We start from the raw sequence: 19,964 nt of genomic DNA on the forward strand, positions 1-19,964 counted from the left end.
GAGCCGGTAACTGCTCTCTCAAGCGGGTCGATCTGGCAGCCGTTTGTTGACTGAAAGGTCAGGAACTTGCACCCGCGGATTATGCGGTTGTATACAAAAAATGCAAATAATGTTTTTAAACCCGTGGCGATGTTTTCCAGGATTGTGTGCATAACGGGTGGTTGCGCGGAAAAGTGTTCAGACGGTGCGCACTGTGTACAATGCGCCATTATCTACACGATGAATTCACGGCGATCCCTGCCAGGCATAGGCCTCGGCCCGCCGATCATCAGCCGTCACGGCCACGGCCCCGAGCCGGATCCAGATCTCACGAGTGCCCATGAACGATCAGTTGCAACCCCTCAAGAAGCAGCCTCGTGCCGCCAAGGCAGGCCGCAGCGGTACCCAGGACGACATTGTCTACGCCCACATTTTCGAGGCGATCCTCGAGCAACGCCTGGCCCCGGGTACCAAGCTGAGCGAAGAGGCACTGGGCGAGATTTTCGGCGTGAGCCGCACCATCATCCGGCGTGCGCTGTCGCGGCTGGCCCATGAAGGCGTCGTGCTGCTGCGGCCGAACCGGGGTGCGGTGGTCGCCAGTCCCAGCGTCGAAGAGGCGCGGCAGGTGTTTTTCGCCCGTCGGATGGTCGAAAAGGCAGTCACCGAACTGGCGGTGGAGCATGCGACTGCCGAGCAGCTCAACGAATTGCGCAAGATGGTCAGCGATGAGCGCGACAGTTTTTCGCGAGGCGACCGGGGCGCCGGGATACGCTTGTCCGGCGAGTTTCACCTGAAATTGGCAGAGGCGGCGAAGAACGCGCCGTTGATCAGCTTTCAGCGCAGCCTGGTGTCGCAGACCTCGCTGATCATCGCCCAGTACGAGAGCGGCAACCGATCCCACTGTTCCTATGACGAACACACGCAGTTGATCGACGCCATCGAGGCGCGGGACGTGGGGTTGGCGGTCAATCTGATGATGCACCACATGGATCACATCGACAGCAAGCTCAACCTGGACGAGGACAGTGCATCGGACGATCTGCACGCGGTGTTCTCGCACCTGATGCTGCCCCGGAAAAAGCCGGGGCGTAGCACGACGATCTGATCGCCATCGGATCGTCACGTGTTGCTCAGGCAACACACCCTCAACACTTTGCCCGCCTTTGACCCAGCAAAACAGGCCGTTTTCAGGCCTGTTTCCTGCCTTGCATCCTTCGTACCGGAACGGGCCGACCAACGTCCTGTTTGAATCCACAGGCACCCTCTCCATAATCGGGGCGTGCGCGCCGTAGTGGCGAAGAAAAGGCGAACGACAATGACTTCAGAAAACAATCGACCCGACGCCGACGTTCTGATCGTAGGCGGTGGCCTCAGCGGCACGCTGCTGGCGATGCAACTGCTGCGTCTGCCGGGGCAACGGCAGATCGTAATCGTTGAGCCGAGGCCGGAGCTCGGGCGAGGCGAGGCGTACAGCGCCACCGAATTGGGACACACCCTCAACGGCAACGCCGCGCGGATGGCGGTCGAACCGGACGATCCCGATGACTTGACTCGCTGGTTGAGCGATTTCATCGCCCGGGGCGGTTGGCCGGAGTCGGACGAGCAACATGTCCCCGTCGCCGAACTGTTTCCGCCGCGGGGCATTTTTGGCGGCTACGTTCAGCAACGTCTGGCCGAAGCCCAGGCCGTGGGCGCGCAATATGGGTCGACGGTCGAGCATGTGCGCGCCGAAGCCACGGACCTGCAGTGCGATGCAGCGGGCGTGCAGGTTTCCCTGGCCGACGGCCGGCTGCTGAACGGGCGGTTTGGGGTGCTGGCGACCGGCATGTTCGCGGCGGCGCGCACACCTCAGCGCGATGGCGGTGCGCTGAACGCGGCGGCCGTCGACCCCTGGGACGTTGCGGCCATGCGAGCGCTCGACCCTCACGCAAGGGTGCTGATCATTGGCTCCGGGCTGACCATGGTCGATGCGGTTGTTTCGCTGGAGACAGCCGGGCATCGAGGCCCCATCGACGTGTTTTCGCGTCATGGTCTGCTGCCCCATGTGCGCCGCCAACCACCAGCCTGGCCGGATTTTCTGGGAGCCGATCACGGCCTGCGCAGCCCTCGGCAGCTGGTGCGGGCCCTGCGTCAGCAGTGCGCGCTGGCGATCGCGCAGGGCATCGATTGGCAGGCGCCTCTGGACACGGTTCGGGTGAATATCCCGCGTCTGTGGAGTCAGGCAACGGACCGTCAGCGGCGGCAATTCGTGCGCCATGTCCGGCCCTGGTGGGAAAGCCATCACCATCGTTCGCCACCGTCGAGCGCACAACTGTTGGACCGGCTTCTTCAACAAGGGCGCCTGAACGTTCATGCAGCGTGCTTGCAACAGGTGCACGACAAGGCAGCGGGTCAGGTGCGGATCAGCGTGCGCTATCGGGGCGACGACCACGCGACTGAAATCAGCGGCGGCGCATTGATCAACTCCAGCGGTATTCAATACGACTGGCGGCGGGTGGACAAACCGCTGCCGGTCAACCTGCTCAGGCGCGGGCTGATCCAGCCGGGGCCGCTGGCGCTGGGCATTGCGGCGGACGCCGGCGGCGCCGTGGTGGATGCGCAAGGGCAGGCGTCCTCGCGCCTGTTCGCCATGGGCCCGCCGTTGCGTGGCCTGTGGTGGGAGAGCACGGCGGTGACGGATGTGGCGTTACAGGCCAAGGCGTTGGCGGCGCGGTTGGTGGCCATCGACGGATGACCGCGGGGCCGATGCCGCCGCGGCGAGCATGTCGGCCCGCAGGGCTTCAGTCCTGATCCAGCAGGCGCGGGCCGGTGCCGCTTTCGCCGAGGCTGTCACCCGAGTTGCGCAGGGGGCAGGCCTCCATGGACAGGCAGCCGCAACCGATGCAGCCATCGAGTTGGTCGCGCAATGCCGTGAGGCGATTGATGCGCTCGTCCAGGTCGGCTTTCCAACAGGCCGACAACCTGTTCCAGTCTTCGACTGTCGGCGCTCGGTCCTGAGGCAAGGTATCGAGCGCTGCCTGGATGGTCGCCAGCGGAATGCCCAGGCGCTGTGCCGTCTTGATCAGGGCCACCCGGCGAAGCACATCGCGGGGGTAGCGCCGCTGATTGCCTGCGTTGCGCTGGCTGGCGATCAGGCCTTTGGCTTCATAGAAGCGCAGGGCCGTGATGGCCACGCCGCTGCGGGCAGATAATTGCCCCACAGTCAATTCCCGGGCCAAGTGCAATGATTCAGGGGTACGCATGGGAGGTCTCGGTTCACTTGATCGATAGGCTAAGGGCTTGACCTCTAGTTAAGTGGAGGTTTTACCCTTGCTCGCCTCGGTCCGCAACAGGCAATGCGGCGCAAGAAACGTAGTGTCGACTAAGCGGGCCGACAGCATGCTGTTCAGCGTTTTCGTCCATCTGTGGAGAGCGTTCATGACGTCACAACACCCCAACTTTCCTTTCAGTCAGTTCGTCGAATTCGTCGTCGATCCGCGCCACCAGGCCAATTTGGTGGTGGCCCTCAACGAACGCTTCGAAGGGTTCACTCGGACCTATCCGGGTTTCATTCGCGCCAGTGTGCATGTCAGCGAAGATCGTCAGCGCGTGCTCAGCCATGTGCTGTGGCAGTCCAAGGAGGATTGTGAGGCGGCGGTGGCCAATTCGGAGCAGGGTGAGGGGGATGTCTGGGGGCTGATCCGTGCGTACCAGACCAAAGCCATCACCTTCAACGCGTATGAGCAAGTTGGCGAAGTCGTCGGGCGGCGTTGAAGCGCGAACGATGCCGGGCCGTGTCGTGCCGCAGACCTTGGCCGACGGCTTGCCGCAAGCCGGGGCACTGGCGTCGGATCTCTTTCGCAGCAATCGGCACGCGTGGGTCACGCACAGTCGCCGTGGCCGCGAGCGAGGCGACCCCGTCGCGTCATACCGACACCTGCACCATTCGGTCACCCTGCAATTGCTCGCCGGGGCGCCGCTTGTTCACCGCCAGTTCCCCGATCTTGATCAGCCGGGCGCGGATCACATTGCGGCTCAAGCCCAGCAGTTGAGCGGTGTGCACCTGGTTGTAATGACTGAAGCGATAGGCGGCGCGCAGTAGCGCGTCTTCGACTTTCTCATGCAAGGCCCCAGCCTGCTCCTCGAACAGGTTCTGGAACGCCCGGGCGAGCAGGGCGTCGGTGGAATCGTCCGTCGCAGGCGCCGCGTCGTCCTGACGCTCCAGACGCAGGTTCGACAAGCGCAGGTCGCTGGCCTGGATGACCCCGTTACGGCAAATCAGCAGGGTGTGATGGATGACGTTTTCCAGCTCACGAATGTTGCCCGGCCATCCGTAGGCGCGAAGTTTCGACTCGGCTTCGTGGCTGATCTGAATCGGGCCGCAGCCCAACCGCTGGCTGTAGACTTCAACGAAGTGACGGGTCAAGGGCATGATGTCGCCAGGGCGTTCGCGCAAGGTGCTCAACTCGAGATTGACCACGTTCAGGCGGTAGAAAAGGTCCTCGCGAAAATGCCCGGCGTTGATGGCCCGCTCCAGTTGCACGTTGGTTGCCGCCAGCACCCGAACGTTGATCGGCGTGCTTTTGCGCGAGCCCAGCCGGACCACTTCGCGCTCCTGCAAGACGCGCAAAAGCTTGACCTGAATGGCCATGGGCAGATCGCCAATTTCATCGAGGAACAGCGTGCCGCCGTTAGCCTCTTCGAACCAGCCTGGCTTGGCGGTCAAGGCACCGGTGAAGGCGCCTTTTTCATGGCCGAACAGTTCGGCCTCCACCAGCGACTCGGAAAAGGCTCCACAGTTGACCGCCACGAACGGCTGGTGGCGGCGAGCGCTGAGGTTGTGAATGTGGCGCGCCACCAACTCTTTCCCGGTGCCGGTTTCGCCAATGATCAAGACACTGGCGTCACTGGGTGCGACCTGTTGCACATGGGCAAGCAAGGCTTGTGACTTGGGGTCCTCGAACACCTGCGCAGTGGCGCGGATCGACGTGGCCAATGCGGGCGAGGGCGGTAGGGTCAATAGCTGCATGGGTATCACTTGTGGTTGAAACGGAACGCTGGCAGTCATCAAGGGGGGCTCCTGGTCGCGGTGGGAGAGACCGGCTCTCCGAACTGGACGCGGTCGCACGGTGTGCGGGGCCCCTGCGGGAGTGAGCAGGCTCACTGCCACAGAGTGTTCATGGCGCGCTATTTTTGCGGCGGCAAATCGTTGGCGATCATTTCGCCGAACGGCCCGGTGAGGTTGGTGATGCCGCGACCGGCCAGGCTGCGGTAGGGCTCAGGCAGCAGAGGGAACACCAGCTCCGCGAAGCGGTAGGCTTCTTCCAGGTGCGGATACCCGGAAAAAATGAAGCTCTCGATGCCCAGGTCGGCGTATTCCTTGATCCGCGCCGCGACCTCTTCAGGGTTGCCGACCAACGCGGTGCCCGCGCCGCCCCGTACCAAGCCTACGCCGGCCCACAGGTTGGGCGCGATTTCCAGATTGTCACGACGGCCATCATGCAGCGCAGCCATCCGGCGCTGGCCTTCGGAGTCGAAGCGAGCGAAAGATTTCTGGGCGGCAGCGATGGTTTCGTCGCTGATGTGCTCGATCAGGGTGTTGGCGGCTTTCCATGCTTCTTCGCTGGTCTGGCGGACGATCACATGCAGACGGATGCCGAATTTCACGGTGCGGCCATTGCGGGCGGCGCGCTCACGAATGTCGGCGAGTTTCTCCGCCACCGCTGCCGGGGGTTCGCCCCATGTCAGGTAAACATCGACCTGCTCGGCCGCCAGTTCGTGAGCCGCCTGCGAAGAGCCGCCGAAATACAGCGGCGGATAGGGCTTCTGAATCGGCGGATACAGCGCCTTGGCATTCTGGACCTTCAGGTGCTTGCCTTCGAAATCCACCGCTTCGCCTTGCAGCACCCGGCGCCAAATTTTCAGAAATTCGTCGGTGACCTCGTAGCGCTCGCTGTGGTCGAGGAAGCTGCCGTCGCCCCGGTTTTCGTCGGGGTCGCCGCCGGTCACGACGTTGATCAGCAGGCGACCACCGGAGAGCCGATCCAGGGTCGCGGCCATGCGTGCGGAGACCGTGGGAGAGATGATGCCGGGACGGATCGCCACCAGATAGCGCAGCCGCTCGGTAAGCGGCACCAGCGCCGAAGCGATGACCCAGGAGTCTTCGCAGGAGCGACCGGTCGGGATCAATACGCCGTGGTACCCCAGATCATCGGCCGCCTGCGCCACTTGCTTCAGATAGTTGAGCGTAACCGGGCGCGCGCCCTGGGTGGTGCCCAGGTAATGGCCATCGCCGTGAGTCGGGAGAAACCAGAAAACATCCATGACAAGTCCTTCGAGCTGAATCAGTGGCTTTTGGAAGAAGTGGACTATTTATAGAGGTTGTGAGTTATTCCGTAAAAGAACTGAATTCCATATTTTTATAGCATTCGGAGATATGCCGGTACGTTTTGAAATGGGTGTCTGGCTCGGAATGGTATTCTCCGTCGCACGCACCCCACCCATGACGCACGTTGAAAGAAGCCGCATGACCTCAAAAAAAGAAGTGGCACCCCTGCCCGAAGACCTGCGGGTATTCCTGACCGTCATCCGCAAAGCCGGCTTTGCAGCGGCGGCCGATGAGCTGGGCTTGTCTCCAGCCTATGTCAGCAAACGTATTCAGATCCTCGAAGCGACCCTGGCGACGCGGTTGTTGCATCGCACCAGCCGCAAGGTGGCACTGACCGAAGATGGCGAAAGGGTTCAGCGTTGGGCGATACGCATCCTCGAGGATTTCCAGCGCCTGCATGACGAACTTTCCGATGCCCATGCCGCTCCCCGTGGTCGGTTGCACTTGTGCACTTCATTTGGTTTCGGCCGTCATCACGTTGCCCCGGCCATTTCGAAACTGGCGCAGGCCTACCCGGAGCTTGAAGTGCGCCTGGACGTGTTCGACCGAGTGGTCAATATCGTCGATGAGGGCTTCGACCTGGAGATCCGCGTCGGCGATGACATTCCCGGCCAACACATCGGCCGCCAGCTGGTGAGCAACCGCCGGGTGCTGTGCGCGGCGCCGGAGTACCTCGCACGGCGCGGCACGCCACAGCGCTTGAGCGACCTGGAGCACCATGACTGCCTGGTGATCAAGGAGCGGGACAATGCTTTCGGCATCTGGCAAGTGGAACGGGAGGGTGTGGCTGAGAGTGTCCGGGTGTGCGGCCCGCTGTCTTCGAACAGTGGCGAGATCGTTCTGCAATGGGCCCTCGATGGGAGAGGGGTGCTGCAACGGTCGCTGTGGGACGTCAAACCGTTTCTGGAGCAAGGCCGGTTGGTGCAGGTGCTGCCCGAGTACACCGAAAGCGCCAATGTCTGGGCCGTCTACCCGACGCGGCTGGCCAGTTCAGGCAAGCTGCGGGCATGCGTTGAGTTTCTCCAGGCCCACTTTCAAGGGTTGTCCTTGTAGCGCGACGCGCAGGCGGCGCAAAAGAAAACGCCCCGTTTCCGGGGCGTCGTGGCCAGTGTCGTGGGCAGGCGATCAGGCTGTCGCCGCGCCCCGCACCTGATTCTGCCCTTTGCGGAACAGCACCAGCGTGGCAATCAGGCCCAACACGGCAGCGCCGCTCAGCCAGATGCCAGGGGCCGCCTTGTTGTTCAGCTCGTGGATCAGGTAGGTGCACGCCGCGGGCGTGAAGCCGCCGAAGGTTGCGGTCGCCAGGCTGTAGGCCAGCGAGAAACCCGTGGTGCGCACTTCCGCTGGCATGATTTCGGTCAGGGACACCACCATGGCACCGTTGTAGGAGCCGTACAGGAAGGACAGCCACAACTCGACCATCAACAGGTTGCCGAAGCTGGGGTTGGCGGTCAGCCAGGACAGGGCCGGGTAGGCGGTGACAATGGCGAGGATGGTGGCAGCGAGCAGCAGCGGCTTGCGGCCGATCTTGTCGGATACGGCGCCCATCACCGGCAGCCAGATGAAGTTGGAAATCCCCACGCAGACGGTCACCAACAGGCTGTCCAGGTCAGACAGGTGCAGTTCGGTCTTGCCGAAGGTCGGGGTATAGGCCGTGATCAGGTAGAAGGACACGGTGGTCATGACCACCAGGGCCATCCCCGCCACGACCAGACCGAAGTTGGCGCCGATGGATTTCACCACTTCGCTCAAGGTCGGGCGGTGGTGGCGCGCGCGGGCTTCGAACTCAGGCGTTTCTTCCAGCGAGCGACGGATGATGAAGATCGCCGGAACGATCATGCAGCCCACCAGGAAGGGTACACGCCAGCCCCACTGGGTCATGTCTTCGGGGGTGAGCCAGTGGTTCAAGGCAACCCCCAGCAACCCGGCGAACACCACGGCGGCCTGTTGGCTTGCGGACTGCCAGCTAACGAAGAAGCCTTTGCGGCCCGGCGTCGAAATCTCGGCGAGGTACACCGACACACCACCCAGCTCCACGCCGGCGGAAAAACCCTGGAGCAGGCGGCCGATCAGCACCAAGAGCGGCGCCGCCACACCCAATGTGGCGTAGCCCGGCACGAAGGCAATCAACAGGGTGCCCATGGCCATCAATGCCAGGGTGATGATCAGGCCCTTCTTGCGGCCGTGATGGTCGATGTAGGCGCCGAGAAAGATGGCCCCCAGGGGGCGCATCAGGAAGCCTGCGCCGAAGGTCGCCAATGACAGCATCAAGGATGCGAATTCACTGTCGGCTGGGAAAAATGCTTTGGCAATGGCAGTGGCGTAAAAGCCGTAGACCATAAAGTCGAACATTTCAAGGAAGTTGCCGCTGACAACGCGAAATATCGCCTTGCCTTTGCCTGTATTCGAGGCCATTTGAAATTACTCACTTTGCTGTCTAGCTGGGGGGATCCGTTGTATTTATGCGTCCTCTCCTGCGCCGTCCGGGCTTGGCCTCTCACGGCGCAGATTTGTAACGATATGTGTAAAACTGGCGGATGGCAATCAGAAGACATTCGTCATACACCTCGGTTCGCCCCATGCCTTACCGCTGATCGCACTACATAGTTATGTCACACCCAGTGGGCTTATCCCGTTAACTCGCCTGACCTTTAGAGCTGGACGCCCTGCACGTCCAGCGTTCAGTGATTTGCGCGAGACCTTTCACCATGCCAACCCGCCTTGACCTCATCGATACCTTTTCCCGACGCCCTCGATTGTCTTCCGTGGCCACGACCGCGTTAAAAACCGAACTCGACGTCCGCTTCCCCGCATCGCACCTCGATCCTGACAGCACAAGGGTCGTGGGCCCACCTCCGGACACGGGTGAGACGCTGGTTTCAGCCCTCCATTGGCGTTTCGCGACCGGCAAGACCCTACGCTGGCGAAGCGGGGTGCAGACGCTGGTGACAGCGGGTGTCAACGGACGGGCGCCCATCGACAACGTCGATGTCGAGCAACTGGCCGAACTGATCGACAGCGTCGCGCTGGAGCTTCCTCGCACGTTCGCGCAGGCAGTGATCGCCTTTTGGGACCGGGCCGAGCCCGGATCGCAGAGCCCGGCCCTGCAGTTGGCGGAGCGGCTCGAACAGCAGGCCCGTGTCGAAAGCGGCTCGATCGAGGGCGTTCAGGGCATGGATGACCCGCGTCGCGCGTTCAACGTGCTTGACGCCCAAGTGCGGGCCATTCTGCAGGTCTGCGCACAGGGGCTCGCCGACTTCGACGACATCGAGCGCTATATCGCCAATGTCACCGATATCAGCCCACTGCTCGATGACTTCCACCGCAAGCGGCTGGCGCCTCATGTTTCGCGTCTGGACCAGCTCCCGACCTGGCTGAGCAGTGCTTCTGCGCGTGACCGGCTGGACTTCAGCGAGCGGCTGACGGCCTTGGCCGTGACCACCGCGCGAGCAGGGGGGCGGTCATGGGATGACGATCTGCCGCCGATTCAGGATTACGCGCGCAAGGCCATGCAGGATGAGCTGAGAAAGGATCATCCCGAAGCCAGCCATCTGACCCTCGATGACGTCACCGTGCACATCGCGAAGGTGGTCGCCGCTGCGGTGCCCTCCGCCGGGCAAATCATTGCGACAGGCAGCATCGAACCGGTACGTATGAGCGTTGCCGCTTTTGCACTCGGCAATCTGGCCAGCTTGCCCCCCGGCACCCTCACCTTGACGCTCGCCGACGGTGGACCGCTGCCCGCATGGCTGACCCCCGATTATCTGAAAGATCTGGTTTCGAGAGTGAACATCGGCGAGGTCTACCCCGCGCGAGTGCGTCACTACCTGATCAGCGACAGGGTGCAGGCCGCCAGGCGAAAGCGACTGTTCGCCGACCAGTTGAAGGTGCAGTTACCGCTCAAGGCGCTGGAACAGAAACTTCGTCAACAGGGCCAACTCACCGAAAGCGGGTATCGGATGGTCTGTTCGTTGCTGGACGAGGTGCCTGACCGCGATGTGGTCTTACGCCCGTTGGGCTTTCTGAGTGCGCCGGATGCCCGCCCTGATGAAGTCTGCAACATGTTCGTCATCGGCCCATCCCGCACCGATACGGGCCCCTTCATTCTTTATCGTCCGTTCGCCCAGTTGCCGCTGTCGGAATACGCGACCTGGACGGCACTGCGAGACGCCGTCGTTTCGCAGCAGGACCTGCAAGACGAGGTACTGGCGTGGATGACGGAGCACGGGCGCGGACGCTACGCCAATGGCGGCTTCGAGGCACCGCACATCGTCCGCTTCGGCCTGGGATCGGACTTCGCGCCCCTGCAAACGCCTGCGCCGGCGCAGTTGAGCGCCGTGGCAATCACCGGTGACGTGATGCAGGTATTATTCGACACCAATGCCAACGCCCTGGTGACACTGGCTGACCGGCAATCGGTATCAAACGCGGAAAGTCGCTGGTCGATGATCCAGCGCGGCGGTTGGCTGACGCTGGAGGTGGTCCTACCGTTTCTCAACGGCGGCGTGGCCATGGCCGTCTGGCTGGTGCAATTGATGAGCGCCGCAGACCGTGTCTTGGCGGTCGATCGTCGCAAGGCCGATTCCGAGCGCATCGACGCCTGGAATGCGCTGTTGGTAACGCTGGCAATGGTGTTGCTGCATGGGCGAGGTCGCCCAAGCGAAGCGTCGGCGGCCCAGGCGACCGAATCGGTGGGTGAGGCCCCGACGGCCGATGCCGTCGGGGCTGAAGCCTTGAGCGCCCAGGAGGCACTGGATTTTTCCTGGTCCGCGTTGGGGCGGCGGCTGACGGCCGACCAGGCTGAGGCGCTGCAGCGTCTGAAGCTGGTGCCGGAGCCGGAGCTGGGTCTGCCGTCCACCGAGCCGGGCAGGGAAGGACTGTATCGGCATGGGCAGCAGTGGCGGGTGAAGCTCGACAGCGGCGTATACCGCGTGGCGTTCGTCAACGGTGAAGTCCGAGTGGTCGCGCCTCAGGGTGAAGACTTGACCGGCCCATTGTTGCGTCGGGATGGTCAGCACTGGGTCATCGATCTCTCCCTGAAGCTGCGCGGGGGAGGGCCCAAGCGCAATGCGCGCCTGATGGCCCAGGAAAATGCCGCCACACTCCGGGACGTCACCGAGCGGGATGCGTTGCTGGTTCAGCGCAAGCTCGCGTTATACGACAAATTCGTCGGTTGGGGCGAAACCTGTCGCCGAACCGATCGGCAATTGCCGCCCGCACTGTATGACCTGATCGAAACCGACCTGAACGCGCTCATCGCCGTCTTCGAAGAGCGTGATCAGTTGCAGCGAACCCTACGTGTTGCTGACCGCCTGGGGGACAAGACCATGGCGGCCGATCTTCAAGGCGTGGTGCGACGCATCGCGTTTCTGGAAAGTGTGTTGGCGCAGAAAACCTCCAAATTGGCGCGCGGCCTGCTGGAGGATTTGCGCGCCGGGTCCGACGGCATGGTCGCCGCGAACAATGTCGATGCCTACCTGAAGCTGTTCGAAGACATGGCCGCGTTGCAAGACCGCGGCGTGCACTGGTCGGAGGTCAGAGACCGTCTTTGGCAGCGGTTGAGGCAAATCCCGAAGGTGGGCGAGGCGTACTGGCGCGATGAAGTGCTGGAGCTGCAGCAGAACGGCTTGATGAGCCCTCTGGAATGGCGGATCGACCGCATGTGGTCGTTGCTGGAGCTGAGCTTTACCCCGGAAGACATTCTGTCCGGGCTAGGCGATCAGAGGCTCAAGGCTCTGCGTACCGACGAAGCCTTGCATGAAGCTGTCAGTTCTCAGGCCGAGCTGGAGAGGCCTAATGACTACACCCCTGCCGCACAGATCGACGTCCTCGAAAGCTCCCTCCGCGAGTACGAGCGTTGTGCGTTGATCATGAACCATGCGAAGGACAACGCGTTCGAGACGCTGGATACGGTGCACTACCAGCGGTTTTTCGACGCGTTCAACGAGGTGGTCGCCCGCGCTGAGCACCGCCTGTCCAGCCTGGTCAGAGACAGTGCGGAGCCGCCGGAAAAGCCCGTCGTGTATGTGCCGGCCATCAAGCAGCCTCGTAAGCGGGTGATCAAGACCCGAGGGCATCGTACGTTGGTGGGTCGGGTGAGAGAAGGCGAGTCGGAGCTGCCCGGTGCAGTGGTGGACATCATCAAGGGCACCGACGAAACGGTCGTCAGCACCTATCACCTGCATGACAACGGGGAGTGGGTCGAAGCACAACAGGCGCAGCCTTCCGATCGCCCGGTAGCAGCAGTGCTCGACGTCGCGCTAAGTGAGCTGCACGACCAGGCCCGCGTGGCCCTCGGGCGAGTCGAGGCGAATATCGCCAGCGCACGGCGTCTGGCAAGACGCCCTTATGAGCCGGCCGACATTCAGGACATGCTCGCCACCCATGCCGACAGCCTGAGCACCCTGGCTGACCGACTCGTGGCGAAGCGGGAAGCGAACACCGCCCACACACCGGCCGATGCCTTTCGACAGACTGTGGAAGCGTTACGTTCGAGTGCCGCGCGGTTACGGGACGAGGGGCGGGCGCTGCGCATCGCCATGATCAAGGCGCAACCGCCGACGGCGGCGCGGTTGAGCTACCTGGCCCACGAAAACGAGATCGATATCGCTCGGTACGACGGACGAAAGAATATGTCGGGCAGCAAGCGCAATGATTTTCTTCAGGAGTACGTGATACGCGACAAGCAGCAACGCGAGTTGTGGTGGGCGCACTTTCACTACGCGAGCGAGGATGCCGGTGCCGCAGCGTTCCTGACCGCGCATTTGAAACTGCCGGCGCAGCGTTTCGTCGGGTACAAGGCGCAGGTGAGGGCCGCGAAGACCGACAGCGAGGTGGTGAGCATTTACCGCAGCCGCATAGGCATGGACGTCGCCCAGCGCCTGTTTCTGCCGCTGGCACGCTGATCGAAACCCACCAAGACCTCGACCGGACGCCTGCAAACGCACAAAATTGCAGCTTTTATTGGGATTCCGGGTGCCAGGGGCATTATCATCCGCAGCAATCCGGCACCCGACCGGCTATCCGAGCGTCATGGGCCATCGCCTCATTCGTCCGTGACACGACCAAGGGTTAATGTTCGCTGCTGCGCAGGGCGATTAGACTGCGCCGCGAGTTTCGTTCTTCACGCCGTTCGTGGCGGTGTGAGTTAGCCGGAGACGCCAGCGTGGCGTCTCGGCCTGTTCTGAGGAGTACGCATGGCTGTCTACAACTACGACGTAGTGGTGCTGGGTTCCGGTCCGGCGGGAGAAGGCGCGGCGATGAACGCTGCCAAGGCTGGGCGCAAGGTGGCGATGGTCGACAGCCGCCGCCAGGTCGGTGGCAACTGCACCCACTTGGGCACGATTCCGTCCAAGGCGCTGCGTCACTCGGTCAAGCAGATCATCCAGTTCAACACCAACCCGATGTTCAGGGCCATCGGTGAACCACGCTGGTTTTCCTTTCCCGACGTGCTGAAAAGTGCCGAGAAGGTCATCAACAAACAGGTCGCCTCACGCACCGGGTACTACGCGCGCAATCGCGTCGATGTCTTTTTCGGCACCGGCAGCTTCGCCGACGAGCGCACCATCGATGTGGTCTGCAACACCGGCGTGGTGGAAAAGCTGGTGGCCAATCAGATCATCATTGCCACCGGCTCGCGCCCCTATCGTCCGGCTGACATCGATTTCAACCATAAGCGTATCTATGACAGCGACACCATCCTCAGCCTCAATCACACGCCACGCAAACTGATCATCTACGGGGCGGGCGTCATCGGCTGCGAATATGCCTCGATTTTCAGTGGCCTGGGGGTCGATATCGAACTGATCGACAACCGTGACCAGTTGCTGAGCTTCCTGGATGCGGAAATCTCGCAAGGCTTGAGCTATCACTTCAGCAACAACAACGTGATGGTTCGTCACAACGAGGAGTACGAGCGGGTGGAGGGGCTGGACAATGGGGTGATCCTGCACCTCAAATCCGGTAAGAAGGTCAAGGCCGATGCCTTGCTCTGGTGCAACGGTCGGACAGGCAATACCGACAAGCTGGGGCTGGAAAACGTCGGCATCAAGGCTAACGGCCGTGGCCAGATCGAGGTCGACGAGGAATACCGGACCAGCCAGCCGACCATTTATGGCGCAGGCGATGTGATCGGCTGGCCGAGCCTGGCCAGTGCCGCTTACGACCAAGGCCGTTCGGCATCGGGCAAGGCGGTGGACAACGGCACGTGGCGCTTCGTCAACGACGTGCCGACCGGCATCTACACCATCCCGGAGATCAGCTCGATCGGCCAGAACGAACATGACCTGACCCAGGCCAAGATTCCCTACGAGGTGGGCAAGGCATTCTTCAAAAGCATGGCCCGCGCACAGATTTCCAACGAGCCGGTCGGCATGCTGAAGATTCTGTTCCATCGCGAAACCTTGCAGATCCTCGGGGTGCATTGCTTCGGCGACCAGGCTTCGGAGATCGTCCACATCGGGCAGGCGATCATGAACCAGCCGGGCGAGTTGAATACCATCAAGTATTTCGTCAACACCACCTTCAACTACCCGACCATGGCCGAGGCCTATCGGGTGGCGGCATACGATGGCCTCAACCGGCTTTTTTGAGCGGCTCCGGCCGGTGGCCTGAGCCGGCCGGGGTGACCGATCTCAGTAATTCCCGAGGGTGGCGCTGGCCAAACCGGGAAAGTCTGTAATCAGGCTGTCGACGCCGAAGTCGGCGAGCCTGCGCATCAGTGCAGGCTCGTTGACGGTCCAGACCGACACATGCAGCCCCTGACTCTGGGCTTTTTTCAGGCGCTCGGGCGTGCACAGCGTCCAGTTCAACGCCAGGATCTCACAGCCATAGTTCTGCGCGACCTTCAGCGGGTCGAGCCAGGCGTATTCCGCCACCAGGCCCCGGGAAAGGTCCGGCGTCAATTCCAGCGCGGCGCTCAACACCTCCCGCGAGCTGGACGTAATGGTGACCTTGTCCAGCAAGCCGTGACGCTCGGCCATCTCCCGAATGGCCAACACCGTCGTCGCCGAACGGGTGCGAGACGCGCTTTTCACCTCCAGTTGCCAGTGATCGAAATCGCACTTCTCGAACAACTCTTCCAGGCGCGGGATCGGGCACGGCTGGACCCAGCCCGGCCCACCCTTGCGCGCGTCGTAGGTCACTAAGTCGGCCGCCGTGTGCTCAACCACTTTGCCACGACGGTCGGTGGTGCGTTTGAGGGTAGGGTCGTGAATGACCATCAACTCGCCGTCGCGAGACAGATGCAGATCCAGTTCACAGCGCTTGACGCCATGTTTGAGGCACTCCTGAAAGCTGGTCAGGGTGTTTTCCGGTGCTTCGCCTTTGGCGCCGCGGTGGCCGTAAATAAGGGTCACATCTTCTCCTTGGTTGAACGTGCGTGAAGCAGTGAGTCAATGAGGGGCAGGATTGCCTTGCTCGCGGGCCTGGCGGCGCTGCGCGGCCTGGCGCTGCAGAATGTGGCGGGCCAGCAACTGGCGCTGCGCGTCGGTGAGGTCGACCCATTCGGTGCCGATTTCGAAATCGCCGATGGTGTGAGACTGACATTGGGTGACCCGGGCGCGCAGCATCATGCCCGATGCCTGGGGCATGAGCACCATTTTCACCGAGAGCAGCGTGCCGGCGGGAAACGGCTGGTGCGACTCGAATTGCAACCCGCCCTCGGACATGATGACTTTCTGCGGGGCCCCCAGCTTGCCCAGCACGGTCTGCGCGACCACCTGCCCGAGCAGGTCGATGCGTTTGCTCATGGCGCGCAGGAAACTGTTGGTGGTTCGATCACGGTCGTCGAGCTGACGCAGCAGGTGTTGGGATTCGAACTCGGCGACGTGCAGTTCGCTCAGCAGGTCGAAGAGGGTGGAGGTGTCGTCATGAGCGTATTCGTCCCCGGACCCCGGCCCCGGAATCCGTTGAATTTCCAGTGCGACGCTGTCCTCGATACGGTAGTATTCGCGGCGTTCTTCTTCATCTAGTGTCGGCATGGCGAACCCATGGTAGCAGCGGTTGTCAGAGTGTTGCGTTCGATTGCGCCTCAATGAATCGAGTGTAAAGCCGCAGGCCCAGGCCCGCCACAAGGACGTTCCCATTCCTCCGAACAAGCCCTTACATGTTCAGACCTCTTTTTGTATTCATCGGCACGCGCTATACCCGTGCAAAACGCCGTAACCATTTTGTCTCCTTCATTTCCCTGACATCGATGATCGGTCTCGCCCTGGGCGTAGTGGTGATGATAGTCGTGTTATCGGTCATGAATGGCTTCGATCACGAAATGCGCACCCGGGTGCTGGGCATGGTGCCCCACGCGACCATCGAGTCCGGTGAACCCATCACTGACTGGCCTGCTCTTGCTGCGCGCGTCAGCCAGAACCCGCAAGTCGAGGCGGTCGCTCCGTTCACCCAGATGCAAGGGCTGCTCACCTATAACGGGAACGTGCAGAAGGTGTTGCTCAATGCCATCGACCCGGCCCAGGAACGCAAGGTGTCGATCATCGACGACTTCATGAAGCAGGGGCGTCTCGACGACCTGGTCGCCGGCGGTTTCGGCGTGGTCATCGGTGACAAGGCCGCCAGCAAGCTGGGCGTGAAGATCGGCGACAAGGTCACCTTCGTTTCCCCCGAGGTCAGCGTCACACCGGCCGGCATGTTTCCGCGCATGAAGCGCTTCACCGTGGTCGGCATCTTCCACGTCGGGGCAGGGGAGCTGGACGGCTACCTGGGGGTGACCAACCTGCAGGACCTGGCGCGTCTGCATCGCTGGAAGCCCGATCAGGTCCAGGGGCTGCGCCTGAAGTTCACCGACCTGTTCAAAGCGCCGCGCACGGCGTACGAAATCGCTCAGACCCTGGGCGAGCACCAGTACTATTCCCGCGATTGGACCCGTACTCACGGCAATCTGTACCAGGCCATCGGCATGGAGAAATCCATCATCGGCCTGCTGCTGTTGCTGATCGTGGCGGTGGCAGCCTTCAACATCATTTCCACGCTGGTGATGGTGGTCAATGACAAGCGCGGCGACATCGCCATCCTGCGCACCCTGGGCGCGACGCCGGGTCAGATCATGCGCATCTTCATGGTCCAGGGCACCGTGATTGGCGTCGTCGGCACGGCGATCGGGGCGGGCATCGGCATGCTTGCCGCACTCAACGTCAGCGCCGCGATCGCTGGGGTGGAGCGCCTGATCGGCCACAAGTTTCTCAACGCAGATGTCTATTTCATCGACTACCTGCCGTCGCAATTGATGAGTGAAGACGTGCTGCTGGTGTGCGGCGCGGCCCTGGTCCTGAGTTTCCTCGCCACCCTGTATCCTGCCTGGCGTGCCGCGCGCACCCAGCCGGCGGAGGCGCTACGTTATGAGTGAGTCGCGCATGAGTGATAAAGCTGTATTGAGCTGCCGCAATCTGGGCAAATCCTACGAGGAAGGGCCGGAATCGGTGGTGGTGCTGTCGGGCCTGCAGCTGGAACTGCACCCCGGCGAGCGGGTGGCCATCGTCGGCAGTTCGGGGTCGGGCAAAAGCACGTTGCTCAACCTGCTCGGCGGCCTGGACACGCCGACCCAGGGCAGTGTCTGGCTGGCGGGGGAGGAACTCTCGGCACTGAACGAAAAGGCCCGTGGCCTGTTGCGCAATCGTGCCCTGGGGTTCGTCTATCAATTTCACCACCTTCTGCCCGAATTCACGGCGCTGGAGAACGTCTGCATGCCCCTGCTGATCGGCAAGACGCCGATCCCCGAAGCGCGTCAGCGTGCAACGGCACTGCTGGAGCGGGTCGGCCTCAAGCACCGCCTGGCGCACAAACCTGCGGAGCTGTCGGGCGGCGAGCGTCAGCGCGTGGCGATTGCCCGGGCCTTGGTCAATCAGCCGGGCTTGGTCATGCTCGACGAGCCCACCGGTAACCTCGATTCCCACACCGCTCAGGGCATCCAGGATCTTATGCTCGAGCTCAGCACGTCGTCGCGCACCGCGTTTCTGGTGGTGACCCACGACCTGTCGCTGGCCCGCCAGATGGACCGTGTCTGGCGTCTGGAAGAAGGCCGCCTCATCGAGGCGTGATGCATTGAACCCGACGCCGCTTGCTGGCGTCGGGGTGTTCCTATTCAGCTACGGTGCTCCACGAATGTTCAGACCGTTATCCCTCTTCATCGGCACGCGCTACACCCGGGCCAAGCGTCGCAACCACTTCATCTCGTTCATTTCCATGACCTCGATGATCGGCCTGGCGCTGGGTGTCCTGGCGATGATCGTCGTGTTGTCGGTGATGAACGGCTTCCAGAAGGAAATGAGTTCCCGCGTGCTCGGCATGGTGCCCCACGCGGTGATCGACGGCGTCCAGCCGCTCGACGACTGGAAACCCGCTGCTGACGCCGCGTTGAAAAACCCGCAGGTCACGGCAGCGGTGCCGTTCACGCAAATGGACGGCATGCTGTCTTACAAGGGCTCGATGCAGCCGATCGAAATCAACGGCATCGATCCCGCGCTCGAATCCCAGGTGTCCATCGTCACGCAGCATGTGGTGCAAGGCCGGCTGCAGGACCTGAAACCCGGCGAATTCGGGGTGGTCATCGGAGAAATCACCGCGCGCCGGTTTCGCTTGAACGTCGGCGACAAGCTGACCCTGATCGTGCCTGAAATCAGCAACGAACCAGGCGGCATCACGCCCCGACTGCAGCGCCTGACGGTGGTAGGTGTGTTCAAGGTCGGCGCCGAACTGGATGGCTCGATGGCTTTGGTCAACGTGGCGGATGCGGCGGCCATCCAGCGCTGGCAGCCGAATCAGGTGCAGGGCGTGCGCCTGGCCCTGACGGACCTGTATGCCGCCCCGCAAGTGTCGACCGCCATCGCCGCTGGGTTGGGTTCGAATTACAAAGCCGATGACTGGACCCACACCCAGGGCAGCCTGTTCAGCGCCATGAAAATGGAAAAGACGATGATTGGCCTGCTCTTGCTGATGATCGTCGCGGTCGCGGCATTCAACATCATCGCGACGTTGATCATGGTGGTGAACGACAAGGGAGCGGACATTGCGATCCTGCGCACCATCGGCGCCACCCCTCGGCAGATCATGACCATCTTCATGGTCCAGGGCTCGGTGATCGGGGTCATCGGCACCTTCATCGGCGGCGTATTGGGCGTGATCGCCGCAATCAACGTCAGTCAACTGGTCGGCTGGGTCGAGCGGGTGACGGGGCAGCACATCTTCACTTCCGACGTGTATTTCATCAGCAACCTGCCATCGCAACTGGAAGGGAGCGATGTGGTGATGATCTGCGCTGCGGGCCTGATCCTCAGTTTCCTGGCAACGATTTACCCGGCGTACCGCGCCTCGCAGATCGAACCGGCCCAGGCGTTGCGGTATGAGTGATCGGTAGGGTCAGCCTCGTAGGAGCGCGCTTGCCCGCGACAGCGGTGTATCGGTGCCCCGTGGTGACTGACCCACCGTCATCGCGGGCAAGCGCGCTCCTACAAGGGCGGAGTTAATTTGGCAGCTCGATCGTGAACCGCGTTGCCCCATCTTGCGATTCACAGCGAATGCCCCCCATGGGCCTTGATGATCGGTATGCGTGATCGGTTGGGTCAAACCTCGTAGGAGCGCGCTTGCCCGCGACAGCGCTGTATCGGTGCCC

The 19,964-nt window shown here is 62.3% G+C and carries 15 protein-coding genes; 9 read left to right on the forward strand and 6 right to left on the reverse strand.

Annotated elements, in window-relative coordinates:
* Positions 1-319 precede the first annotated feature (319 nt).
* Together N5D61_RS25680 and N5D61_RS25685 are read left to right on the forward strand one after the other, a co-directional pair.
* Positions 320-1,084 (forward strand): GntR family transcriptional regulator, encoded by a 765-nt coding sequence (locus N5D61_RS25680; protein ID WP_279894668.1) that lies wholly within the window; start codon positions 320-322, stop codon positions 1,082-1,084.
* 210 nt (positions 1,085-1,294) lie between these two features.
* Positions 1,295-2,713 (forward strand): FAD/NAD(P)-binding protein, encoded by a 1,419-nt coding sequence (locus tag N5D61_RS25685; protein WP_279894669.1) that lies wholly within the window; start codon positions 1,295-1,297, stop codon positions 2,711-2,713.
* A gap of 46 nt (positions 2,714-2,759) precedes the next feature.
* Here the strand turns inward: N5D61_RS25685 and soxR are convergent, their stop codons facing one another.
* Positions 2,760-3,221, reverse strand: a complete 462-nt coding sequence (gene soxR / locus N5D61_RS25690; protein WP_279894670.1) for a redox-sensitive transcriptional activator SoxR — start codon at positions 3,219-3,221, stop codon at positions 2,760-2,762.
* Positions 3,222-3,396: 175 nt separating this feature from the next.
* Here soxR and N5D61_RS25695 point away from each other — a divergent pair, with 175 nt between their 5' ends.
* Positions 3,397-3,732 carry an antibiotic biosynthesis monooxygenase gene (locus N5D61_RS25695; protein ID WP_279894671.1) on the forward strand — a complete coding sequence of 112 codons (336 nt, stop codon included), beginning with the start codon at positions 3,397-3,399 and terminating at the stop codon, positions 3,730-3,732.
* Positions 3,733-3,883: 151 nt separating this feature from the next.
* Here N5D61_RS25695 and N5D61_RS25700 read toward each other — a convergent pair whose 3' ends face one another.
* Positions 3,884-4,987, reverse strand: coding sequence for a sigma-54 dependent transcriptional regulator (locus N5D61_RS25700; RefSeq protein ID WP_279894676.1), 1,104 nt, complete (start codon positions 4,985-4,987; stop codon positions 3,884-3,886).
* 158 nt (positions 4,988-5,145) lie between these two features.
* Positions 5,146-6,282, reverse strand: coding sequence for an FMNH2-dependent alkanesulfonate monooxygenase (gene ssuD / locus N5D61_RS25705; protein WP_108240023.1), 1,137 nt, complete (start codon positions 6,280-6,282; stop codon positions 5,146-5,148).
* A gap of 202 nt (positions 6,283-6,484) precedes the next feature.
* Here ssuD and N5D61_RS25710 point away from each other — a divergent pair, with 202 nt between their 5' ends.
* A complete protein-coding gene (locus N5D61_RS25710; protein WP_108240022.1) occupies positions 6,485-7,399 on the forward strand; it encodes a LysR substrate-binding domain-containing protein in 915 nt (304 codons plus the stop codon).
* A 72-nt stretch (positions 7,400-7,471) separates the two neighbouring features.
* On the opposite strand, the gene N5D61_RS25715 is transcribed toward N5D61_RS25710, so the two are convergent.
* On the reverse strand, positions 7,472-8,761 hold the full coding sequence (locus N5D61_RS25715) for an MFS transporter (RefSeq protein WP_108240021.1): 1,290 nt from the start codon (positions 8,759-8,761) through the stop codon (positions 7,472-7,474).
* Positions 8,762-9,054: 293 nt separating this feature from the next.
* Here N5D61_RS25715 and N5D61_RS25720 point away from each other — a divergent pair, with 293 nt between their 5' ends.
* On the forward strand, positions 9,055-13,251 hold the full coding sequence (locus N5D61_RS25720; RefSeq protein WP_279894672.1) for a DUF6543 domain-containing protein: 4,197 nt from the start codon (positions 9,055-9,057) through the stop codon (positions 13,249-13,251).
* A 291-nt stretch (positions 13,252-13,542) separates the two neighbouring features.
* The gene (gene sthA / locus N5D61_RS25725) at positions 13,543-14,937 is read left to right on the forward strand and encodes a Si-specific NAD(P)(+) transhydrogenase (RefSeq protein ID WP_108240019.1); all 1,395 of its coding nucleotides are present in this window, start codon (positions 13,543-13,545) and stop codon (positions 14,935-14,937) included.
* Between the two features lie 42 nt (positions 14,938-14,979).
* Here sthA and N5D61_RS25730 read toward each other — a convergent pair whose 3' ends face one another.
* Positions 14,980-15,702, reverse strand: a complete 723-nt coding sequence (locus tag N5D61_RS25730; protein ID WP_279894673.1) for a glycerophosphodiester phosphodiesterase — start codon at positions 15,700-15,702, stop codon at positions 14,980-14,982.
* A gap of 36 nt (positions 15,703-15,738) precedes the next feature.
* Positions 15,739-16,326, reverse strand: a complete 588-nt coding sequence (locus tag N5D61_RS25735; RefSeq protein ID WP_279894674.1) for a PilZ domain-containing protein — start codon at positions 16,324-16,326, stop codon at positions 15,739-15,741.
* A 125-nt stretch (positions 16,327-16,451) separates the two neighbouring features.
* On the opposite strand from N5D61_RS25735, the gene N5D61_RS25740 reads away from it, so the two are divergent.
* From N5D61_RS25740 to N5D61_RS25750, 3 genes are all read left to right on the forward strand, one after another.
* A complete protein-coding gene (locus tag N5D61_RS25740) occupies positions 16,452-17,702 on the forward strand; it encodes a lipoprotein-releasing ABC transporter permease subunit (RefSeq protein WP_279894675.1) in 1,251 nt (416 codons plus the stop codon).
* A gap of 7 nt (positions 17,703-17,709) precedes the next feature.
* Complete coding sequence (lolD, locus tag N5D61_RS25745; protein ID WP_177411128.1) at positions 17,710-18,393, forward strand: lipoprotein-releasing ABC transporter ATP-binding protein LolD; 684 nt, start codon at positions 17,710-17,712, stop codon at positions 18,391-18,393.
* Between the two features lie 64 nt (positions 18,394-18,457).
* A complete protein-coding gene (locus N5D61_RS25750; RefSeq protein WP_108240014.1) occupies positions 18,458-19,702 on the forward strand; it encodes a lipoprotein-releasing ABC transporter permease subunit in 1,245 nt (414 codons plus the stop codon).
* Positions 19,703-19,964 lie beyond the last annotated feature (262 nt).

The organism is Pseudomonas sp. GD03842 (assembly GCF_029841165.1).
Classification (GTDB): Bacteria; Pseudomonadota; Gammaproteobacteria; order Pseudomonadales; family Pseudomonadaceae; genus Aquipseudomonas.

What these genes read in the sequence shown, in the direction of transcription:
- N5D61_RS25680 (WP_279894668.1), top strand. Translation starts at nt 320, where the DNA reads ATGAACGATCAGTTGCAACCCCTCAAGAAGCAGCCTCGTGCCGCCAAG.
- N5D61_RS25715 (WP_108240021.1), bottom strand. Translation starts at nt 8,761, where the DNA reads ATGGCCTCGAATACAGGCAAAGGCAAGGCGATATTTCGCGTTGTCAGC.
- lolD (WP_177411128.1), top strand. Translation starts at nt 17,710, where the DNA reads ATGAGTGATAAAGCTGTATTGAGCTGCCGCAATCTGGGCAAATCCTAC.
- N5D61_RS25710 (WP_108240022.1), top strand. Translation starts at nt 6,485, where the DNA reads ATGACCTCAAAAAAAGAAGTGGCACCCCTGCCCGAAGACCTGCGGGTA.
- N5D61_RS25685 (WP_279894669.1), top strand. Translation starts at nt 1,295, where the DNA reads ATGACTTCAGAAAACAATCGACCCGACGCCGACGTTCTGATCGTAGGC.
- N5D61_RS25750 (WP_108240014.1), top strand. Translation starts at nt 18,458, where the DNA reads ATGTTCAGACCGTTATCCCTCTTCATCGGCACGCGCTACACCCGGGCC.
- N5D61_RS25700 (WP_279894676.1), bottom strand. Translation starts at nt 4,987, where the DNA reads ATGCAGCTATTGACCCTACCGCCCTCGCCCGCATTGGCCACGTCGATC.
- soxR (WP_279894670.1), bottom strand. Translation starts at nt 3,221, where the DNA reads ATGCGTACCCCTGAATCATTGCACTTGGCCCGGGAATTGACTGTGGGG.
- N5D61_RS25695 (WP_279894671.1), top strand. Translation starts at nt 3,397, where the DNA reads ATGACGTCACAACACCCCAACTTTCCTTTCAGTCAGTTCGTCGAATTC.
- N5D61_RS25740 (WP_279894675.1), top strand. Translation starts at nt 16,452, where the DNA reads ATGTTCAGACCTCTTTTTGTATTCATCGGCACGCGCTATACCCGTGCA.
- ssuD (WP_108240023.1), bottom strand. Translation starts at nt 6,282, where the DNA reads ATGGATGTTTTCTGGTTTCTCCCGACTCACGGCGATGGCCATTACCTG.
- N5D61_RS25720 (WP_279894672.1), top strand. Translation starts at nt 9,055, where the DNA reads ATGCCAACCCGCCTTGACCTCATCGATACCTTTTCCCGACGCCCTCGA.
- N5D61_RS25735 (WP_279894674.1), bottom strand. Translation starts at nt 16,326, where the DNA reads ATGCCGACACTAGATGAAGAAGAACGCCGCGAATACTACCGTATCGAG.
- sthA (WP_108240019.1), top strand. Translation starts at nt 13,543, where the DNA reads ATGGCTGTCTACAACTACGACGTAGTGGTGCTGGGTTCCGGTCCGGCG.